This window comes from Providencia sp. 21OH12SH02B-Prov, from assembly GCF_027362595.1.
In the GTDB taxonomy this organism is placed as follows: Bacteria; Pseudomonadota; Gammaproteobacteria; order Enterobacterales; family Enterobacteriaceae; genus Providencia; species Providencia zhejiangensis.
Genome location: NZ_CP114796.1, coordinates 1,692,097 through 1,710,597 on the forward strand (window position 1 = coordinate 1,692,097; position 18,501 = coordinate 1,710,597).

Sequence of the window (18,501 nt, forward strand, 5' to 3'; positions counted from 1 at the left end):
CTGATTTTTTATTCCCATCTTATCGCCTATCCATGAAGGGCGCTCATGTGACTAACCTATTGATCATCAATATAATTTGATTGCTTATTGCCATAATTTCTTGATTATATCAATTTGATATATTAAAAGGCGATTGATAGCTACACAGTTATAACTAAAGCAGCTAAAGTAGCTTAACAGCGTAGTTTTGGTTTAGTCATAAGTAGGTGCCTAATGCAGAAAGCGATCTTAAAGAAAACAGTCTTAGCGGGTTTCGCAACCTTCTCACTTATGGGTAGTGCGCCACTGATGGCGGCTGAACTACTTAATAGCTCTTATGATATTGCACGGGAATTGTTCGTTGCATTAAATCCTGAATTTGAAAAACAGTGGAATGAGCTACACCCAGATGACAAGTTGACCATCAAGCAATCCCACGCGGGATCCTCTAAGCAAGCTTTGGCCATATTGCAAGGTTTGAAGGCCGATGTTGTGACTTATAACCAAGTCACAGATGTGCAAATTTTGCACGATAAAGGGAATTTGATCCCAGAAAATTGGCAATCAAGATTACCAAATAATAGTTCACCTTATTATTCCACGATGGCGTTTTTAGTCCGTAAAGACAACCCGAAAGGGATTAAAACCTGGGATGATTTGGCACGCGAAGACGTTAAATTAATTTTCCCAAACCCAAAAACATCGGGTAACGGTCGTTATACCTATTTAGCGGCATGGGGAGCCTATGCACAAGAAAATAAAGGTGACGAAAAGAAAACGCGTGAGCAAATGAAACAGTTTTTGAAAAATGTTGAGGTATTTGATACTGGCGGGCGCGGTGCAACCACCTCCTTTATTGAAAGAGGACTGGGTGATGTATTAATTAGCTTTGAATCGGAAGTGAATAATATTCGCCAGCAATATGGTGAGTCCGATTATGAGGTTATTGTTCCTCCGGTGGATATTTTAGCTGAATTCCCTGTGGCTTGGGTTGATAAGAATGTCGAGAAAAATGGTACGCAAGATGTTGCCAAGGCTTACCTTTACTACTTATATAGCCCAAAAGCACAGCAGATTATCACGAATTTTAATTATCGAGTGAACGATAAAGACGTGATGGCTGCAAATAAAGATAAATTCCCTGAAACACGTTTATTCACGGTTGAATCACAATTTAAAAGCTGGCCTGCTGTGATGGAAACGCATTTCGCCACCAATGGTGAATTCGATAAATTGATGGCAGAAGGGCGACGTTAATGCGTCAGTCAGGGAAACGTTTTTTGCCAGGATTTGGCCTCACACTAGGTAGCAGCCTATTTTATACCTGCTTGATATTACTGCTACCTTTGAGTGCTTTAGTCATTCAGCTATCGGAAATGACATGGCAACAGTATTGGGATGTGATCAGTTATCCGCAAGTTGTGGCGGCTTATAAGGTAACCCTCCTTGCGGCATTAGTCGCGAGTTTGTTTAATGCCGTTTTTGGTATGTTACTGGCGTGGATTTTAACTCGTTATCGTTTTCCTGGCCGTACTTTTTTGGATGGCCTCGTTGATTTACCGTTTGCGTTACCTACAGCGGTAGCGGGTTTAACATTAGCGACGCTATTTGCTGCTTCGGGTTGGTATGGGCAGTATTTGCATCAATTCGATATTAAAGTCGTCAATACGTGGCTTGGTATTGCCGTCGCCATGGCATTTACCAGTATTCCGTTTGTCGTGAGAACGGTACAGCCTGTGTTAGAAGAGCTTGGCCCTGAATATGAAGAAGCTGCGCAAACATTAGGTGCAAGTCGCTGGCAAACTTTTCGTCGAGTAGTATTACCGGAGGTTTCTCCTGCGCTTATTGCTGGCACCGTATTATCTTTTACCCGTAGTTTGGGAGAGTTTGGTGCGATTATTTTTATTGCGGGGAATATTGCTTGGCAAACTGAAGTCGTATCTTTAATGATTTTCAGCCAGTTACAGCAGTTTGATTATCCTGCCGCCAGTGCGATTGCTTCAGTGATTTTAGCGGTTTCATTAGTGCTGTTATTCACAGTCAACATAGTACAAAGCCGCTTTGGTAAAAGGTTGGGGGGCAAATAATGGCTCAAATTACGCCAATTATGGTGAGTTCACGTCAACCAATCAATTGGGCTAAATGGTTCTTGATTGCTATTGGTGTCTTATTTTCAGTTCTATTACTGGTCGTGCCCATCATTTGGATCTTTATGACCGCTTTTTCGAAAGGGTTAGATGCGGTTTTAATGAATTTAAACGATGCCGATATGCTGCATGCAATTGGTTTAACAGTACTTATCGCGTTGATAACCGTGCCAGTCAATTTAATTTTTGGCACGATGCTAGCTTGGTTGGTCACACGATTTCAGTTTCCCGGTAGGCAGTTATTATTAACATTGGTGGATATCCCATTTGCCGTATCGCCAGTGGTTGCTGGTCTACTCTACCTATTGTTTTATGGGTCCAACAGTTGGTTTGGTGGTTGGCTAGAAAGCTATGACATCCAATTGATGTTTTCGTGGCCAGGCATGACCTTAGTGACTATTTTTGTGACTTGTCCTTTTGTGGTGAGAGAGTTGGTGCCTTTGATGCTGAGCCAAGGTAGCCAAGAGGATGAAGCCGCTGTGTTGTTGGGGGCATCTGGCTGGAAAATGTTTTGGCGAGTGACATTACCCAATATTCGTTGGGCGTTACTGTATGGTGTTGTTCTAACGAATGCGCGAGCGATAGGGGAATTTGGGGCGGTTTCTGTTGTTTCCGGTGCGATCCGAGGGGAAACCTACACATTACCATTACAAGTGGAATTATTGCATCAAGACTACAATACCGTCGGTGCGTTTACTGCGGCTGCAATCCTCGCTGTGATGGCAATTATCACCTTAATTATTAAAAGTGCATTGCAATGGCATTTGAGCCGGCAGCGATCCGAATCAGGAGTTCATCTACCATGAGTATTCAAATCGAAAAAATTGGAAAATTATTTGGTAGGACACAAGTGCTACAGGATATCTCATTGGATATCGCATCGGGTGAAATGGTTGCGCTGCTTGGGCCATCGGGGTCAGGTAAAACAACGCTATTACGAATCATTGCTGGTCTAGAGCAACATAGCTATGGGGCGTTGCGTTTTCATGGACAAGACGTTAGCCGGATCCATGCAAAAGATCGGCACGTTGGCTTTGTGTTTCAACATTATGCTTTATTTCGCCATATGACCGTGTTTGATAACGTGGCATTTGGGCTAACGGTCGTGCCAAGAAAACAGCGTCTATCATCACAAGCGATCAAACAAAAAGTGACTCAATTACTTGAGATGGTGCAATTATCTCATTTAGCTTCTCGTTTTCCTGCTCAACTGTCTGGTGGGCAAAAACAGCGCGTGGCTTTGGCTCGCGCCTTAGCGGTGGAACCACAAATTTTACTGCTAGATGAACCGTTTGGTGCGTTGGATGCACAAGTACGTATTGAATTACGTCGTTGGTTGCGCCAGCTACATGATGAATTAAAGTTCACAAGTGTATTTGTTACTCATGACCAAGAAGAAGCCATGGAAGTTGCGGATAGAGTCGTCGTTATGAGTGAAGGCCATATTGAACAAGTTGGGACGCCTGATGATATTTGGCATCGTCCAGAAACACGCTTTGTGCTTGAGTTTATGGGGGAAATTAATCAACTTCATGGTCAAATCAATGGTTCCCAGCTGTTGATTGATGGTTATGAATTCCCTCTGCATCATGCAAGCGCCCATCAAGGGGAAGTGGATATTTTTCTACGCCCTTGGGATATCACACTCGTGAAAGAGGTGGATGAACAGCATCGTTTACCTGTTCGAGTGGTTGAGTCAGGGCCTAGAGGGCATTTCTGGCAGTTAACGGTACAACCGATAGGTTGGGGAGCAGGGCAGTTATCAGTAGTATGGCAATCATCGCAGCAGATCCCAATACGTGGGGAACATTATTTTCTTGGGAGTCAGAAAGCGAGAATTTACCAAGGGGATCATGAGTTGCTATTTCCCCGACTCGCGCAAAGCGCCTGATACTTGTCCAATCTGAAAGGTAGATAGTGCAAGTATATCGCTTCAATATCTCCGCGATAGGGTAATTTATCCTTCTATATTGTTTTCTACGGGGCCATATGGCCCCATTTTCGATATCTTATGACGCCTTCTTGTCAATCAAAGCCATGAGCAGCTTTTCATATATCGATATTAGTAATAAGTCTAATCACTATTATTAATTACTGATATATAAGTGAATTTTTTTCATGCTGCTAATTCCTAGGTGTTAGGATACTATCTATAACCATCAAGATAGTGATAATAGATAAAGAGAATAAGGAATTAGCAGTGGCAACTCTTGAACAATTTATAGGTAATACGCCGCTAGTAAAACTACAGCGTTTAACAGAAGGGATGGATGCTGAAATCTGGGTTAAGCTAGAAGGTAATAACCCAGCAGGCTCAGTCAAAGATAGGGCGGCTTACTCTATGATCACTGAAGCTGAAAAGCGTGGCGAAATAAAACCTGGCGACACGTTAATTGAAGCAACAAGTGGTAATACAGGGATCGCGCTAGCCATGATTGCGGCAGTTAAAGGCTATCACCTTAAATTATTGATGCCTGAAAATATGAGCAAAGAGCGTCAAGCCTCGATGAAAGCTTATGGTGCCGAACTTATTTTAGTGAGTACTGCGGTGGGGATGGAAGGCGCCCGAGACTTGGCTCAAGAAATGGAGGCGCGTGGGGAAGGAAAGGTGCTCGACCAATTTAATAATCCAGATAACCCACTGGCACATTTTAAAACGACAGGGCCAGAGATATGGCAGCAAACTAACGGCCGTATGACCCATTTTGTTTCCAGTATGGGAACGACGGGCACAATTACAGGAGTGAGTCGCTATTTGAAGTCACAATCACAAAATGTGCAGATAGTCGGACTACAACCTGCCGAAAAGAGCCAAATCCCCGGTATTCGCCGTTGGTCTCCTGAATATTTACCCGGAATTTTTCATCAAGAACTGGTTGATACCATACTGGATGTGAACCAACAAGAAGCCGAAGAGACGATGCGAGCGCTGGCTAAGCAAGAAGGTATTTTTTGTGGTGTTAGCTCTGGTGGCGCTGTGGCTGGTGCACTGAAAGTGGCCAAAACACATCCAAACGCGGTGATTGTAGCCATTATCTGTGATCGGGGCGATCGCTATCTTTCTACTGGCGTATTTGATGATTAATGGCGTCAGTGTTATTCGTTGTTTTTCACCGTAAGGTAAAAATAACAATGGCTAAGCTCGGTGAACGGTGAGAAGTGATGATACTGTCATTTATCGATCGTTAGCATTGTTAGCGTGGATGTATCGAGGGGCGAGTGTCATTATTTTGAGTCGTACAGGCCGTTGAGAGCGAGAAAAAACCACCAGCGACATTAATGCCATCTGGTGGTTTTATTGAATAATTTAAAACGACTGTATTATTTTTTGATTCGCATAATAACAGTTTCACCGACGGTGACTGCACCACTCAGCTTAGTCAGTTCTTTAATTTCATCCATGTTGGAGATCACAACAGGCGTTAAAACTGATTTCGCTTTTTCTTCCAGTAGTGCTAGGTCAAACTCAATAACTAAATCACCTTTTTTGACGAATTGACCTTCTTCTGCGATACGTTTGAAACCTTCACCTTTCAGTTCGACGGTATCAATACCGAAATGAACAAACAGTTCGATACCATCATCGGACTCAATAGAAAATGCATGATTGGTTTCAAATATCTTACCAATAGTCCCATCTACAGGTGCGACGATTTTATTCCCCGCAGGTTTGATAGCAATGCCATCCCCAACAATTTTTTCAGCGAAAACAACGTCGGGAACATCTTCAATATTGACGATTTCACCTGATAAAGGTGCGATAATTTCAATACTGCCACTGCTATTCTTATCATCCGAAACCAGTGATTTCAGTTTGTCAAACAGACCCATGGACCTTCTCCTAATCGTTTTTATATGGGACCGAACTAATGTGCTGTTCCTAGCATAACGTTTTTTCTTGGATAAAGGTATCAACAAGTTTCATCAATTCGTCAGCGGTTGGTTGAGCAAGTGCTTGTTCAGCCAATGCCTTAGTATCCGCAAAGTTTGCATTACGAATTAATTTTTTAATACGAGGAATAGAAATTGCACTCATACTAAATTCATCTAAACCCATGCCAAGCAACAATAAGGTTGCACGTTCATCACCTGCTAATTCACCACACATTCCTGTCCATTTGCCTTCTGCATGCGATGCATCGATAACCTGTTTGATCAGGTTCAAAACAGCAGGTGACATCGGATTGTAGAGGTGAGAAATCAGCTCATTACCACGGTCAACAGCTAGAGTATATTGAGTGAGATCGTTTGTCCCAATACTGAAAAAGTCAACTTCTTTTGCTAAATGATGAGCAATAACCGCCGCAGCCGGTGTTTCCACCATGACACCCACTTCAATTGCTTCATCAAAGGCTTTGCCTTCTTCACGTAATTGACCTTTTAGCATCTCAAGTTCTGCTTTTAGTTCGCGAACTTCCTCAACGGAAATAATCATCGGGAACATAATACGCAGTTTACCAAAACTTGAGGCTCTTAAAATAGCTCTTAACTGAGAATGTAGAATTTCTTTGCGATCAAGGCAAATACGAATTGCACGCCAACCTAAGAAAGGGTTCTCTTCTTTAGGTAAGTTCATGTATGGTAAATCTTTATCACCACCAATGTCCATTGTACGTACAATCACTGCTTGGCTGCCCATTGCTTCCGCAACGGCTTTGTATGCTTGGAACTGCTCTTCTTCAGTGGGGAGCGAATCTCGGTCCATGAATAGGAATTCAGTACGGTATAAACCAACCCCTTCAGCCCCATTACGTTCAGCACCCGCGACATCACGCACAGTACCGATATTTGCACAAACTTCCACTTGATGACCATCAAGTGTAATCGCTGGCAAATCTTTTAATTTAGCCAGTTCATTCTTCTCTTGCTGGTACTCTTCATTAAATTTTTTCAGCTTGTCGATTTCTTGATCTGACGGATTCACATAAATGTGATTGTTCACACCATCGAGGATTAGGTAATCACCATTTTTAATTTTAGTTGTTGCCTCGGAGGTACCCACAATCGCCGGTAGTTCAAGTGAACGGGCCATAATAGAGGTATGTGATGTCCGGCCACCTAAATCCGTGATAAAACCTAAAACCTTCTCTAAGTTTAATTGAGCGGTTTCTGAAGGGGTTAGGTCAGCGGCAACAAGAATAACTTCTTTGTCGATAGCGCTTAAATCAACAATTGGTATGTTGAGAATATTTTTTAATAGACGTTTACCAATATCACGAACGTCAGCTGCACGCTCTTTTAGATATTCATCATCAAGTGCTTCGAGCGCTTGAGCTTGGTCTTCAATAACGGAGTAGACGGCAGCGTCAGCGGTTTTTTTATCGCCTTTGATGAGGGAGATAATCTCTTGTTCAAGCTCTTCATCTTCCAGCAGCATAATATGGCCTTCAAAGATCTCAGCTTTTTCTGCACCAAGATTTTTTTCGGCTCGCTCTTTAATAAGGCTGAGTTGTTCGGCTGATTTGTTGCGTCCTTCAATAAAGTGTTGGATCTCGGTTTCTATCTGGTCGTCAGCAATTTTTTTTGTGCTAACAATGATAGGATCTTCTTTGAGGATTAAAGCCTGACCAAAAGCAAAACCTGGGGATACTAAAATACCTGAAATCATAATATTACCTTACTACTGCGGGTAGGTGTTCTGATGTTGAAGAGATAACAGTAAGTCTATCAATATGTAAACTGATATCCCTGAATGATGCCATTCAGGGATGAAGATTAACGCGGTAACACTGGTTCTCTCGCTAGCAAGATTACTCCAGCTCGCCCATCAGTTTAACTAAATGTTCAACTGCTTGTTTTTCATCTTCGCCTTCGGCAGAAATGGTCACAACAGTACCTTGAGTTAAGCCTAGAGTCTGTAGCTTGAACAGGCTTTTCGCACTTGCTGATTTGCCACCAGAAATCAAAGTAATATCAGAAGTGAATGCTTTGGCTTCTTTCACAAATTGCGCGGCAGGGCGAGTATGTAAGCCATTTGGTGCTGTAATAGTGACTTCTTGCTGGAACATATTATTTCCTCAATAACTTTAGTTTTTTATAATGACCCAAGCTATTGTAGTTGAATAAACTTGAGTTTGCGTATAGTTAGATTATTAACTGTTAAAAAGGTTTCCTACTTTGTCGAGAGTCAACACTTTTTCAGTTTCTCAGTGCAAAATACACCCTTTAATCTTCAAAGAATACCGTAAACAGCGACTATCTTTAACTTAAGGTGGATTAATTTCGCGCCTCAAAATAATTACTATGTTTAATACTAAACCCTCGTTCAGAAATCATCTCAATACGTGCTAAAGTTTGATCCATACCACAAAAAAAGCACCATTGAGGTGCTTTTTTAACGATAAATTAACGGTTTTAATATTATTCAGCCGATAGGTCAGCAAACAGAACCGTTGATAAATAGCGTTCGCCCGATGAAGGTAAAATGACGACAATATGTTTATCTTTGTATTCAGGCTCCGCTGAGAGTTTTACGGCGGCTGCGAGTGCTGCACCGGAGGAGATGCCAGCAAGAATACCTTCTTTTTCCATTAATTGGCGGGCAGTGTGAACAGCTTCGTCATCGCTGATCTTAAATACTCTGTCGATAAGTGAAATATCTAAGTTGCCAGGGATAAATCCAGCACCAATGCCTTGGATCTTATGTGGACCGGGCTTCACTTCATCACCGGATAGTGTTTGGCTAATGACGGGGGAGGTTTCCGGTTCTACAGCGACCAGTGTGACATCCTTACCCTTGGTTTTTTTCAAATAACGACCGATACCCGTGATTGTTCCGCCAGTCCCGACACCCGCGACGACAACATCGACCTTACCGTCGGTATCTTCCCAAATTTCTGGTCCTGTGGTTTGTTCATGAATTTCTGGGTTAGCTGGATTACTGAATTGTTGAAGTAAAACATATTTGTTCGGATCGCTTTTGACAATGTCTTCGGCTTTTTCAATAGCGCCTTTCATTCCTTTAGCGCCTTCCGTTAAAACAAGGTTAGCACCTAAGGCTTTCAACAGTTTACGACGCTCTACACTCATGGTTTCAGGCATCGTCAGTGTGAGTTTGTAGCCTCTGGCTGCTGCAACATAGGCTAAAGCGATACCGGTGTTACCACTCGTTGGTTCAACTAATTCTTTTCCCTCTTTGAGTAGTCCTTTTTTCTCTGCATCCCAAATCATATTCGCACCAATACGACATTTAACGCTGAAACTTGGGTTGCGAGATTCAACTTTAGCTAAGATATTACCATTACCAAAATGTTTTAAGCGTACTAATGGGGTATGGCCGATGGTTAGCGAATTATCATCATAAATTTTACTCATGGGATATCCTTATAATTAAGGCAATTAGCCAACTAGAAACTGGGTTTGAGAAAGAATATTGCTTCCCAACATACGTGAACTCATTATTATTGCAAATATAAATTAAACATAAGCTTATAACTAATCGCTATCTTAATTTTATAACCAATTGCTATATGTATGAAAATATTCTGTGTAAAAGGTTATGAGCCAAAAGCATCACTTACCACATTTAGTATAACGTTGAATAGGACGTTAAAATGAGAAAGCGCGATAGAGTTGTGAGCTCTAGCGCGCTTTTGAATGGCTATCGAAGAGTCAAATTAATAACGTGCATAACGCGCACGATATTGGTCTACCCACATTAATGTGGCGCCGCAAACCGCGACTGGCATAATCAATAAGTTGACGATAGGGATCATCATTAGCACGCTTACAGCACCGCCAAATTGAATGTTATTCATGCGATCTTTTGCTAATGCTTGTTTCATATCGTTAAAACTAACGCGGTGGTTATCAAATGGATAATCACAGTACTGAATAGACATCATCCATGCGCCAAATAGGAACCAGAGAACGGGAGCGACGGTTTGTCCAATACCGGGGATAAAAAATAAAATTAAGAGACCAATCGCTCGGGGAAGGTAATAGCCAATTCTGACGAATTCACGCTTCACCATGCGTGGCACATCCTTAGCAACATCAATAATACCGCCATCAGGTGCGGGAATACCGGTTAATTCGGATTCAAGCTTTTCGGCCAGCCAGCCGTTAAATGGCGCTGCGATAATGTTGGCCACGGTACTAAAAAAATAAGTGAATATTAATAAGATTGAAATAACAGCAATCGGCCAAATGAGATAATCTAGCCATTGCAACCAACTTGGCACATAGCCCATGATTTGGTCAATCCAACCACCAAGCTTGCTGTATAACCACCAAAACGCGCCACCAAGTAAAATAATATTGGCTAAAAGTGGTAGAATGACAAAGCGCTTAATGCCTGGGCGCGTGACAAGACGCCATCCTTGAGCGAAGTAATAAAAACCAGAGTGATTTTTTTGTTGCGAATCTGTCGATTGAATCATACTTCTTGTTCTCTCCTTTACGGTTGACCATGTATCATATAGATAGGTTTTTAGGCTGGCTAGTCAGTATTTGCTTAAAAAATCAGCAAACGAAAGCAGAATTGTCTCTTTCTTATAAGAAAATCGTTCAGAGGGTTGCACTTAGAGCGTTTGCCAAATAATCTTAAGTATATCCGTCATATTTTAAGTTGAATCTAAGTTGACGGCGTTCAGTGACTTGAATTCCTTAAAATCACACGGTAATGTGGCTCTAAGGGCGGGTGGCTGCGCATTAGCTTGCAACTTAAAGAGTTTGACTTAGTTTTTTGCCGTGGTGGCATTATCATTCAACAATTAGAGATAGCAGCGATGCAGGATTTGCGTCTAATATTAGTGGTCGTAGGTGCGATAGCCATAGTTGCGTTATTACTGCATGGTTTATGGACTAGCCGTAAAGAGCGCTCAAAATTATTTCGTGATCGTCCCGTAAAACGCCGAAAACATGACTCTCAGGATAAATCATCTCACTATGATGATGATTCTGCACTATTCAATGAAACCCATGTGGTTGAGCCATCGACCTCGTCACCTGAGGTTTCTGAACCTGCACGTCAGGTGAAAGAAGAACGTCGTGTCGAACCTGATTTGCCACCCATTTCACCTACTGTTCGTGATACTGAGCCCGTATTCACGATAACGCCCGAGCATTCAGAACCTAATGAACCTGAAATTGCTCCGCGTCCTCATGCTGTTAATGAACCCACTGCGGTAAAACCTGAACCTGCACCGTCGCAACGGGCTCAGCCAAACACAGCAATCAATCAGCGAGCGACAACGGTACCAGAACAACCTGAATTTGATTTTGATACAAGCGACAACCAAGAGGAGCCACAGCCGATACACCATGAACAGGAACAGGCGCACACTGAGAAGAAAACTGAACAACCGCAAAACCAATCTCCAGCGAACAACAAGGAGACGGTTCTGGTTCTTCATGTAGCTGCTCATCAGGGCCAAGTTCTACAAGGTGAAGCGCTGTTGCAAAGTATTCTTCAGGCAGGGTTCCAATTTGGTGAAATGCGCATTTTCCATCGTCATGTGCATCCTTCAGGAACAGGACCTGTCCTCTTTAGCCTTGCAAACATGGTTAAACCGGGTTCATTTGACCCAGAAACCATGTCTGATTTCACCACACCGGGTGTCTCGATGTTTATGATGGTACCTTCTTATGGTGATGCAGGACAAAATTTCAAGTTGATGCTACAGGCAGCGCAACGCATCGCCTCCGATGTCGGAGGGGTCGTCCTTGATGATGAACGTAAAATGCTGACACCTCAGAAAATCGAGGTGTATCATGCCCGGATACGCAATACATTGAATTAAAAATCAGTATTAACTAAACCCCCTTAACTGGGGGTTTTTTATCTTTATTGGTGAAACATGACAACAAAACAATATCTTGAGACACTCAAACAGCAATTACGCCATCATGAATATCAATACCATGTATTGGATGCACCTGAAATTCCCGATGCTGAATATGACAAATTGATGCAAGAGCTCAAGGGTATCGAAGCAGAACATCCTGAGTGGATCACCAGTGATTCTCCAACTCAACGCGTAGGGGCTGCACCATTGGCCGCATTTGATACGGTGCGCCATGAAGTGCCTATGTTGTCGCTGGATAACGTATTTGATGAAGAAAGCTATCTTGCGTTCGATAAGCGTGTCAGGGATAGATTAAAAAACAATCAAGAACAAACATTTTGCTGTGAACTAAAATTAGATGGCCTTGCGGTGAGTCTGCTGTATGAAAATGGTGAACTTGTCCAAGCAGCGACGCGTGGTGATGGTACTGTCGGTGAAAATATCACCTCAAATGTCCGAACGATTCGTGCCATTCCGCTACGTTTGATAGGTGATAACATTCCTACACGAGTGGAAATTCGCGGGGAAGTGTTCATGCCACAAAAAGGCTTTGAAGCTTTAAATGAAGAGGCTCGCCGTACAGGTGGCAAAGTGTTTGCTAACCCACGTAATGCGGCAGCGGGCTCATTACGTCAACTCGACCCACGAATTACGGCTAAAAGACCATTAACTTTCTATTGTTACGGCGTCGGCTTGGTAGAAGAAGGCTCTTTACCCGATACGCATTATGAGCGTCTCATGCAATTTAAAGCATGGGGACTACCGGTCAGCGATTATGTCCAATTACGTACAGGTGCTCAGGCCGTATTAGACTTCTATCATGAGATAGAAAAAGCGCGGCCGACCCTCGGTTTTGATATTGATGGCGTAGTGATTAAAATTAACGCCATAGCGACTCAGGAAGAGTTAGGTTTCGTTGCACGTGCCCCGCGTTGGGCGACAGCCTTTAAATTCCCTGCACAAGAGCAAATGACCCTTTTAAAAGACGTGGAATTCCAAGTTGGTCGTACAGGCGCTATTACGCCTGTGGCTCGTCTTGAACCTGTTCAAGTGGCGGGGGTCATCGTCAGTAATGCTACGCTACATAACGCTGACGAAATTGAGCGTTTAGGTGTGCACATCGGTGATACTGTCGTGATCCGCCGTGCCGGTGATGTTATTCCTCAAATTGTTAGCGTCGTCGAATCAGAACGTCCTGCTGATAGCCGTGAAATTGTCTTCCCAACCCATTGCCCTGTCTGTGGTTCAGACGTTGAACGCGTAGAAGGTGAGGCAGTTGCACGTTGTACTGGCGGTTTGATTTGTGGTGCTCAGCGCAAAGAGGCACTTAAACATTTTGTTTCCCGACGAGCCATGGACGTCGATGGAATGGGCGATAAAATCATCGACCAATTAGTCGAAAAAGAATATGTGAAAACCCCTGCTGACCTGTATCAATTAACCGCGGGGATTTTGACGGGGCTTGATCGTATGGGGCCGAAATCAGCACAAAATTTGGTCGATGCATTAAACAAATCCAAATCAACCACATTAGCTCGTTTTATCTATGCGTTAGGTATTCGTGAAGTGGGAGAGGCAACCGCTGCAAATTTAGCGGCACACTATGGCACGTTAGAGGCAGTGATGACGGCTGATGAAGAGTCCCTAAAAACCGTACAAGACATTGGTCATGTTGTCGCGAAGCACGTAGTTAACTTTTTCCGTGAAGAACACAACCAAGCTGTTATTCATGATCTCGTACATAAAGCGAATATCCATTGGCCGCAAGCGGTTGCTGTAGATGCGAGCACTATCGACAGCCCATTTGCAGGAAAAACCGTTGTCTTAACTGGCTCTCTCAGTCGACTCACTCGCGATGAGGCGAAAGATAAATTAGTTGCCTTGGGCGCGAAAGTTTCTGGTAGCGTTTCTAAGAAGACGGATTTGGTTATTGCGGGTGAAGCTGCGGGTTCAAAACTGGCGAAAGCGAATGAGTTAGGTATACCCGTCATTGATGAAGATGAGCTTATTGCGTTATTAGGTGCCTAATCTTTTTATTGACGTATCGTATTTAAGTTGCAGTGCTGTTAGCGGTATTTATGCCTCTGCTGACTCACTGCTGCTTAAAGTTTATTGCATCAATATTTGAAGAAATGGTGTATTACCTATAAAATGCGTATTGATATGACCTGCGTCAATCTTCCTGCCGAGAATCGAATTTCTCCTTAAAAGTGTGAGCCATATAGTCTTTTCACAAAATACACAGTGTTCATTTTCATGCTAATGTGATGCTTATCGCATTTAAATGTCGTCTATTACATAGAATAGTCATATGACCGCATTATTAAATTTGTATGGAGTCGCATATGACCTCGATCCTGCATTTTGTTTTATCCCTTATAGTCATTGGCGCACTTGCCGTATTAGCGAGTAGTAACCGTAAAGCGATACGGTTACGTTATGTTATTCAACTCCTCGTTATCCAAGTTGCATTGGCATATTTTTTCTTACATTCGAATATAGGTTCTTCATTCGTACTTGCTGTTGCGGGGGTCTTTACCCATTTATTAGGTTATGCAGCGGAGGGAACCAAATTTATTTTTGGGGGGATGATCGAAGAAAATTTAGCATTCTTCTTCTTACAAGTTCTTTGTCCCATTATCTTTATCTCCGCGCTCATCGGTATTTTACAACATATCAAAGTGTTGCCGATTGTGATCCGTGTCATCGGGACGGTATTATCTAAAGTTAATGGAATGGGCAAGTTAGAGTCATTCAATGCGGTCAGTTCACTGCTCTTAGGACAATCAGAGAACTTTATTGCTTATAAAGATCAGTTAGGCAAAATGTCTGAGCGTAGAATGTATACGATGGCAGCGACCGCGATGTCGACAGTGTCGATGTCTATTGTGGGTGCCTATATGACCATGTTAGAACCGCGTTTTGTGGTCGCAGCATTAGTGCTTAACATGTTTGGTACTTTCGTTATTCTCTCTTTGATTAACCCGTACCCACCAGAAGCGGAAGAAGAGTTGCAAATGAGCAACATTCATGAGGGGCAAAGCTTCTTTGAAATGCTGGGTGAATATATTCTTGCAGGTTTTAAAGTTGCGATTATCGTATCAGCAATGTTAATCGGTTTTATTGCATTGATTGCCATGGTTAATGGTATTTGTATGGCTATCTTTGATATCAAATTCCAAACCATGTTGGGCTATGTATTCTATCCATTCGCTTGGATACTTGGAATTCCAGCCGACGAAGCATTACAAGTAGGTGGTATTATGGCGGTGAAAATGGTAACCAATGAGTTCGTTGCGATGAGTGACTTACAAGCCGTTGCTGCTGGACTATCGACCCGCTCAGTGGGGATCCTATCGGTTTTCTTAGTCTCATTTGCTAACTTCTCTTCAATTGGTATTGTTGCAGGTGCTATCAAAGGGCTGAATGAGAAACAAGGGAACACAGTTGCTCGTTTTGGTCTTAAATTACTGTTCGGTTCAACCTTAGTGAGCTTCCTATCAGCGGCTGTTGTTGGATTGATTCTGTAACTCACTAAAAAGTGTTAAAGTGTTGAGCGGCATTCATGATGAATGCCGCTTTGTTTTTGGAGGGCAAATGGAAAAACAAGATCTGATCGATATAGCAAACACATCAATGCCGTTTGGCAAATATAAAGGTCGTGTTTTGATTGACCTTCCAGAAGAATACCTCTTATGGTTCTATAAAAAAGGGGAATTTCCACAAGGGCGATTAGGGCAACTGATGGAAATGGCATTAGGCTTAAAAATAGAGGGACTAGATGGCCTTGTAAAGCCTTTAAAGCGTTCTTAGGCTTGTAATTGATTAACGGCTATCATCGTCTGTGAGAGCCGTACATAAATAAATTGAGTGATTATTTGCTACCAATCCATAGGCCGTGTTGCCACGGTCTGATGTGTTGGAAAAAGAGGCAAAATGTCTAAGGCAATTTCTTCAATAACGTCTTTAGCAGGACGCTGAGAAAATTGAATGCCAAGGGCGGCATGATTAACACCCGCTGACTGCCATTGTTCTAATAATTCGATCAGCCCATGACGTCCTGTTCGTAGCACGTAACCCCCATTTAATGCTGTTCTTGGATAATTAGGGTCATCAACTAAATCAATCCATTCATTAGTGATATGCGGGCGAAAATGATTGTCTGGTATTAAATTACGCCATGTCCGAATTTTCTCAGCGAGTCGTATCGGGCCTTGTTTATCGCTAGTGGAACCGGGGTAGGTTAACCATCCATCTGAATGATCTGCAATCCATTGCAACGACTGTCCTGAATTACCCGTCACAATTAAAGGGATTTCTCCTGTACTAGGCTTAGGAAGCAACTCTACCCCCGTAAATTGTCCAAGTGATGAATTAACGGTTAATTCCCCGTGTTGCATCAATTGTCGGAAAAGCTGTATAGACTCTGCAAAACGTTCTGCTCGTTGATTGTGTTGCAAACCATAAGCAGGAAACTCGATATATCTATCACCAGAAGCGACACCTAGCACAAGGCGGCCTCCTGATAGTTGGTCAATGGTCACTGCCATTTTGGCAAGGTCGATAGGATGACGTAAGGTAAAAATGGCACTGCCTGTGGCTAAAGCAATATTTTTTGTTTGGGCTGCAATAAAAGCAAGATAGGTAAAGGGATCGAAAAGTTGCCCTGCGTCGCCGAAATCAGCCGTGAATAAGGGAATATCGCGTACCCAGATGGCCGCGAAGTTATGCTTGTCAATTTCTTGAATCAATACACTTTGTCCAGTCAGCACACGAATATCATTGCGGTAAAAACGTAGAGGTAAAAATACCCCGACTGTTAATGAATCGGCTTTGAACATCCTTTGATAGCCTGGATGATTGGAAAAGGCCATATTGTTTATTTCGTTAATATTATTCATTTTATCCTTTTAGGCTCCAGTGGCGGGGGCTGGCAAAGTGATGCCTTTGACGACGGCAGGGCGTTTAGCAATACGCTCGTACCATGCACAAAGGTGCTCAAAACGGCTGAAGTCAAAATTAACAATACGTGCAATATGCAACCAACCAAAATTAGCAATATCTGCAATGGAATACTGTTCTCCAGCGAGATAGCGGTGATGTTGTAGTTGGTTATTTAAAACGGATAAAGCATTGTCACTTAGATGTTGATAACGTTGGATGGCTTCAGGGATCTGTAACTCACTAAAAATTTCAAAATGAACTCTTTGCCCTAGCATTGGCCCAACACTTGCGGAGTGAAACTGTAGCCACTTTATGGTTTCCCAGCGAATTCTTAGGTCTCTATCAAGAAGTTTTCCGGTTTTTTCAGCTAGATAGAGCAAAATTGCAGCTGATTCAAATAAAGTTATCCCTGTTTCCGTATCCGTTATCACAGGGATCCGTCCATGTGGGTTTAAATTTAAAAAATCAGCCTGTTTATGCTCCCCCTTATCAATATTAACGGTATGCAAACGGTAGGGGAGTGCTAATTCTTCTAATAGAATGGTGATTTTAAAACCATTTGGTGAGCTGTCAGTATAGAGTTCGATCATTTTATTTCTCGATGAGTTAAACTAAACATATGATGTAAGACTTTTTAGTATTTCGTTTAAAACCAGTAAAATAAAACGATTTAATCTAACTCTGAGTTTAGAGAAACTAAATTATGAATCCCGTATTACCGCTATTAGCATTACGCGCTTTTACCGAGGTGGCTCGGTACAACAGCATAAAACAGGCAGCGCAAGTTCTCGGCGTGACTTCAGGTGCAGTTAGCCAACAAATTCGCTTGCTAGAAACGCGTGTAGGGCGCCCATTATTTATTCGGCAGCGCTATCACATGGTACTAACCGAGGAGGCTGCTCGCATCTATCCTACGCTTTTACAGGCATTCGAACAGATCGAAAGTAGTATGCGGCAATTGGAAGAGACGAAAGTCAAAAATAGTTTAACCATTAGCATCGTTCCTTCTTTCGCCGCCTCATGGTTAATCCCTCGATTAGGCGATTTTAGAACTCGTTATCCAGAAATTGAATTACGTATCGAAGCTTCTGCAAATCTCGTTAATCTAAGAAAAGATCCTGTTGATATTGCGATCCGTCATGGATTGGGAAAATATCCGGGATTGCATACAGAGCATCTAATGACGCCAACGTTACTGCCAGTTGCTAGCCCGCATTTTTTCACTCATGGTAAAATCACAAAAATGCCCGTCACCCCAGAGGCGTGTTTAAATTACCCATTATTACAAGACAGTGATCGTGCAGACTGGTCATTATGGTTAACCGCTCATGGCGTTAAAATTGATGAAAGAGCAAAAAGGGGCAGCACCTTTGATGATGATTATTTACTGATTCGAGCGGCTATTGCAGGGCAAGGGATTGCGTTGGTGCCTCAAGCCTATGCTCAACAGGAAATGACTGAGGGAAGATTAATTCAAGTGCTTGATAAGCCTTGGCCAGCTCAATTCGCGTATTATTTAGTGATGTTGGAAGCCTCACGGCAACGACCTGAAATAGATGCATTTGTTTGCTGGATACAGCAGCAGGCTGCAATGAATATAGAATAATAACGAGGTCAATTTCTAATATTTAGGGGGAGACTGA

17 protein-coding genes are annotated in these 18,501 nt (G+C 42.6%); 10 read left to right on the forward strand and 7 right to left on the reverse strand.

From position 1 onward, the window contains the following. Positions 1-270: 270 nt before the first annotated feature. From cysP to cysM, 5 genes are all read left to right on the forward strand, one after another. On the forward strand, positions 271-1,236 hold the full coding sequence (gene cysP / locus O7C57_RS08135) for a thiosulfate ABC transporter substrate-binding protein CysP (RefSeq protein ID WP_269204878.1): 966 nt from the start codon (positions 271-273) through the stop codon (positions 1,234-1,236). Then, positions 1,236-2,066, forward strand: coding sequence for a sulfate/thiosulfate ABC transporter permease CysT (cysT, locus tag O7C57_RS08140; RefSeq protein WP_154625137.1), 831 nt, complete (start codon positions 1,236-1,238; stop codon positions 2,064-2,066). Before cysP ends, cysT begins: the two co-directional genes overlap by 1 nt. Beyond that, positions 2,066-2,932 carry a sulfate/thiosulfate ABC transporter permease CysW gene (gene cysW / locus O7C57_RS08145; RefSeq protein WP_163861031.1) on the forward strand — a complete coding sequence of 289 codons (867 nt, stop codon included), beginning with the start codon at positions 2,066-2,068 and terminating at the stop codon, positions 2,930-2,932. The genes cysT and cysW overlap by 1 nt, the downstream gene beginning before the upstream one ends. Beyond that, the gene (gene cysA / locus O7C57_RS08150; RefSeq protein ID WP_154625135.1) at positions 2,929-4,017 is read left to right on the forward strand and encodes a sulfate/thiosulfate ABC transporter ATP-binding protein CysA; all 1,089 of its coding nucleotides are present in this window, start codon (positions 2,929-2,931) and stop codon (positions 4,015-4,017) included. Before cysW ends, cysA begins: the two co-directional genes overlap by 4 nt. Positions 4,018-4,326: 309 nt before the next feature. Further along, on the forward strand, positions 4,327-5,211 hold the full coding sequence (cysM, locus tag O7C57_RS08155; RefSeq protein WP_196713261.1) for a cysteine synthase CysM: 885 nt from the start codon (positions 4,327-4,329) through the stop codon (positions 5,209-5,211). Positions 5,212-5,447: 236 nt separating this feature from the next. Here the strand turns inward: cysM and crr are convergent, their stop codons facing one another. The 5 genes from crr to cysZ all read right to left on the reverse strand — a co-directional run bounded on the left by crr (position 5,448) and on the right by cysZ (position 10,507). Beyond that, the gene (crr, locus tag O7C57_RS08160) at positions 5,448-5,957 is read right to left on the reverse strand and encodes a PTS glucose transporter subunit IIA (RefSeq protein ID WP_154625134.1); all 510 of its coding nucleotides are present in this window, start codon (positions 5,955-5,957) and stop codon (positions 5,448-5,450) included. A gap of 49 nt (positions 5,958-6,006) precedes the next feature. Next, entirely contained in the window at positions 6,007-7,734 is a 1,728-nt protein-coding gene (gene ptsI / locus O7C57_RS08165) for a phosphoenolpyruvate-protein phosphotransferase PtsI (RefSeq protein WP_154625133.1), read from the reverse strand. A gap of 142 nt (positions 7,735-7,876) precedes the next feature. Further along, positions 7,877-8,134, reverse strand: coding sequence for a phosphocarrier protein Hpr (ptsH, locus tag O7C57_RS08170; protein WP_008910625.1), 258 nt, complete (start codon positions 8,132-8,134; stop codon positions 7,877-7,879). A gap of 352 nt (positions 8,135-8,486) precedes the next feature. Continuing rightward, positions 8,487-9,440: a cysteine synthase A gene (cysK, locus tag O7C57_RS08175; protein ID WP_163861033.1), complete on the reverse strand. Its 954-nt coding sequence runs from the start codon at positions 9,438-9,440 to the stop codon at positions 8,487-8,489. A gap of 302 nt (positions 9,441-9,742) precedes the next feature. Further along, entirely contained in the window at positions 9,743-10,507 is a 765-nt protein-coding gene (cysZ, locus tag O7C57_RS08180) for a sulfate transporter CysZ (protein ID WP_154625131.1), read from the reverse strand. Positions 10,508-10,855: 348 nt separating this feature from the next. Here cysZ and zipA point away from each other — a divergent pair, with 348 nt between their 5' ends. From zipA to O7C57_RS08200, 4 genes are all read left to right on the forward strand, one after another. Continuing rightward, positions 10,856-11,869 (forward strand): cell division protein ZipA, encoded by a 1,014-nt coding sequence (zipA, locus tag O7C57_RS08185; protein ID WP_269723989.1) that lies wholly within the window; start codon positions 10,856-10,858, stop codon positions 11,867-11,869. A 57-nt stretch (positions 11,870-11,926) separates the two neighbouring features. After that, positions 11,927-13,942 carry an NAD-dependent DNA ligase LigA gene (gene ligA, locus O7C57_RS08190; protein WP_154625129.1) on the forward strand — a complete coding sequence of 672 codons (2,016 nt, stop codon included), beginning with the start codon at positions 11,927-11,929 and terminating at the stop codon, positions 13,940-13,942. 317 nt (positions 13,943-14,259) lie between these two features. Further along, positions 14,260-15,444: a NupC/NupG family nucleoside CNT transporter gene (locus tag O7C57_RS08195; protein ID WP_154625128.1), complete on the forward strand. Its 1,185-nt coding sequence runs from the start codon at positions 14,260-14,262 to the stop codon at positions 15,442-15,444. Between the two features lie 67 nt (positions 15,445-15,511). Further along, positions 15,512-15,727, forward strand: a complete 216-nt coding sequence (locus O7C57_RS08200; RefSeq protein WP_163861035.1) for a DUF3820 family protein — start codon at positions 15,512-15,514, stop codon at positions 15,725-15,727. A gap of 68 nt (positions 15,728-15,795) precedes the next feature. Here the strand turns inward: O7C57_RS08200 and O7C57_RS08205 are convergent, their stop codons facing one another. Together O7C57_RS08205 and O7C57_RS08210 are read right to left on the reverse strand one after the other, a co-directional pair. After that, positions 15,796-16,815 (reverse strand): LLM class oxidoreductase, encoded by a 1,020-nt coding sequence (locus O7C57_RS08205; protein WP_231131775.1) that lies wholly within the window; start codon positions 16,813-16,815, stop codon positions 15,796-15,798. Positions 16,816-16,824: 9 nt separating this feature from the next. After that, on the reverse strand, positions 16,825-17,448 hold the full coding sequence (locus tag O7C57_RS08210; RefSeq protein ID WP_154625126.1) for a glutathione S-transferase family protein: 624 nt from the start codon (positions 17,446-17,448) through the stop codon (positions 16,825-16,827). 113 nt (positions 17,449-17,561) lie between these two features. Here O7C57_RS08210 and O7C57_RS08215 point away from each other — a divergent pair, with 113 nt between their 5' ends. Beyond that, positions 17,562-18,464 (forward strand): LysR substrate-binding domain-containing protein, encoded by a 903-nt coding sequence (locus tag O7C57_RS08215; RefSeq protein WP_269723891.1) that lies wholly within the window; start codon positions 17,562-17,564, stop codon positions 18,462-18,464. Positions 18,465-18,501: the final 37 nt, after the last annotated feature.

What these genes read in the sequence shown, in the direction of transcription:
- ptsH (WP_008910625.1), bottom strand. Translation starts at nt 8,134, where the DNA reads ATGTTCCAGCAAGAAGTCACTATTACAGCACCAAATGGCTTACATACT.
- cysK (WP_163861033.1), bottom strand. Translation starts at nt 9,440, where the DNA reads ATGAGTAAAATTTATGATGATAATTCGCTAACCATCGGCCATACCCCA.
- ligA (WP_154625129.1), top strand. Translation starts at nt 11,927, where the DNA reads ATGACAACAAAACAATATCTTGAGACACTCAAACAGCAATTACGCCAT.
- ptsI (WP_154625133.1), bottom strand. Translation starts at nt 7,734, where the DNA reads ATGATTTCAGGTATTTTAGTATCCCCAGGTTTTGCTTTTGGTCAGGCT.
- O7C57_RS08210 (WP_154625126.1), bottom strand. Translation starts at nt 17,448, where the DNA reads ATGATCGAACTCTATACTGACAGCTCACCAAATGGTTTTAAAATCACC.
- cysP (WP_269204878.1), top strand. Translation starts at nt 271, where the DNA reads ATGGGTAGTGCGCCACTGATGGCGGCTGAACTACTTAATAGCTCTTAT.
- O7C57_RS08215 (WP_269723891.1), top strand. Translation starts at nt 17,562, where the DNA reads ATGAATCCCGTATTACCGCTATTAGCATTACGCGCTTTTACCGAGGTG.
- cysT (WP_154625137.1), top strand. Translation starts at nt 1,236, where the DNA reads ATGCGTCAGTCAGGGAAACGTTTTTTGCCAGGATTTGGCCTCACACTA.
- O7C57_RS08195 (WP_154625128.1), top strand. Translation starts at nt 14,260, where the DNA reads ATGACCTCGATCCTGCATTTTGTTTTATCCCTTATAGTCATTGGCGCA.
- zipA (WP_269723989.1), top strand. Translation starts at nt 10,856, where the DNA reads ATGCAGGATTTGCGTCTAATATTAGTGGTCGTAGGTGCGATAGCCATA.
- crr (WP_154625134.1), bottom strand. Translation starts at nt 5,957, where the DNA reads ATGGGTCTGTTTGACAAACTGAAATCACTGGTTTCGGATGATAAGAAT.
- O7C57_RS08200 (WP_163861035.1), top strand. Translation starts at nt 15,512, where the DNA reads ATGGAAAAACAAGATCTGATCGATATAGCAAACACATCAATGCCGTTT.
- cysZ (WP_154625131.1), bottom strand. Translation starts at nt 10,507, where the DNA reads ATGATTCAATCGACAGATTCGCAACAAAAAAATCACTCTGGTTTTTAT.
- cysW (WP_163861031.1), top strand. Translation starts at nt 2,066, where the DNA reads ATGGCTCAAATTACGCCAATTATGGTGAGTTCACGTCAACCAATCAAT.
- cysA (WP_154625135.1), top strand. Translation starts at nt 2,929, where the DNA reads ATGAGTATTCAAATCGAAAAAATTGGAAAATTATTTGGTAGGACACAA.
- O7C57_RS08205 (WP_231131775.1), bottom strand. Translation starts at nt 16,815, where the DNA reads ATGAATAATATTAACGAAATAAACAATATGGCCTTTTCCAATCATCCA.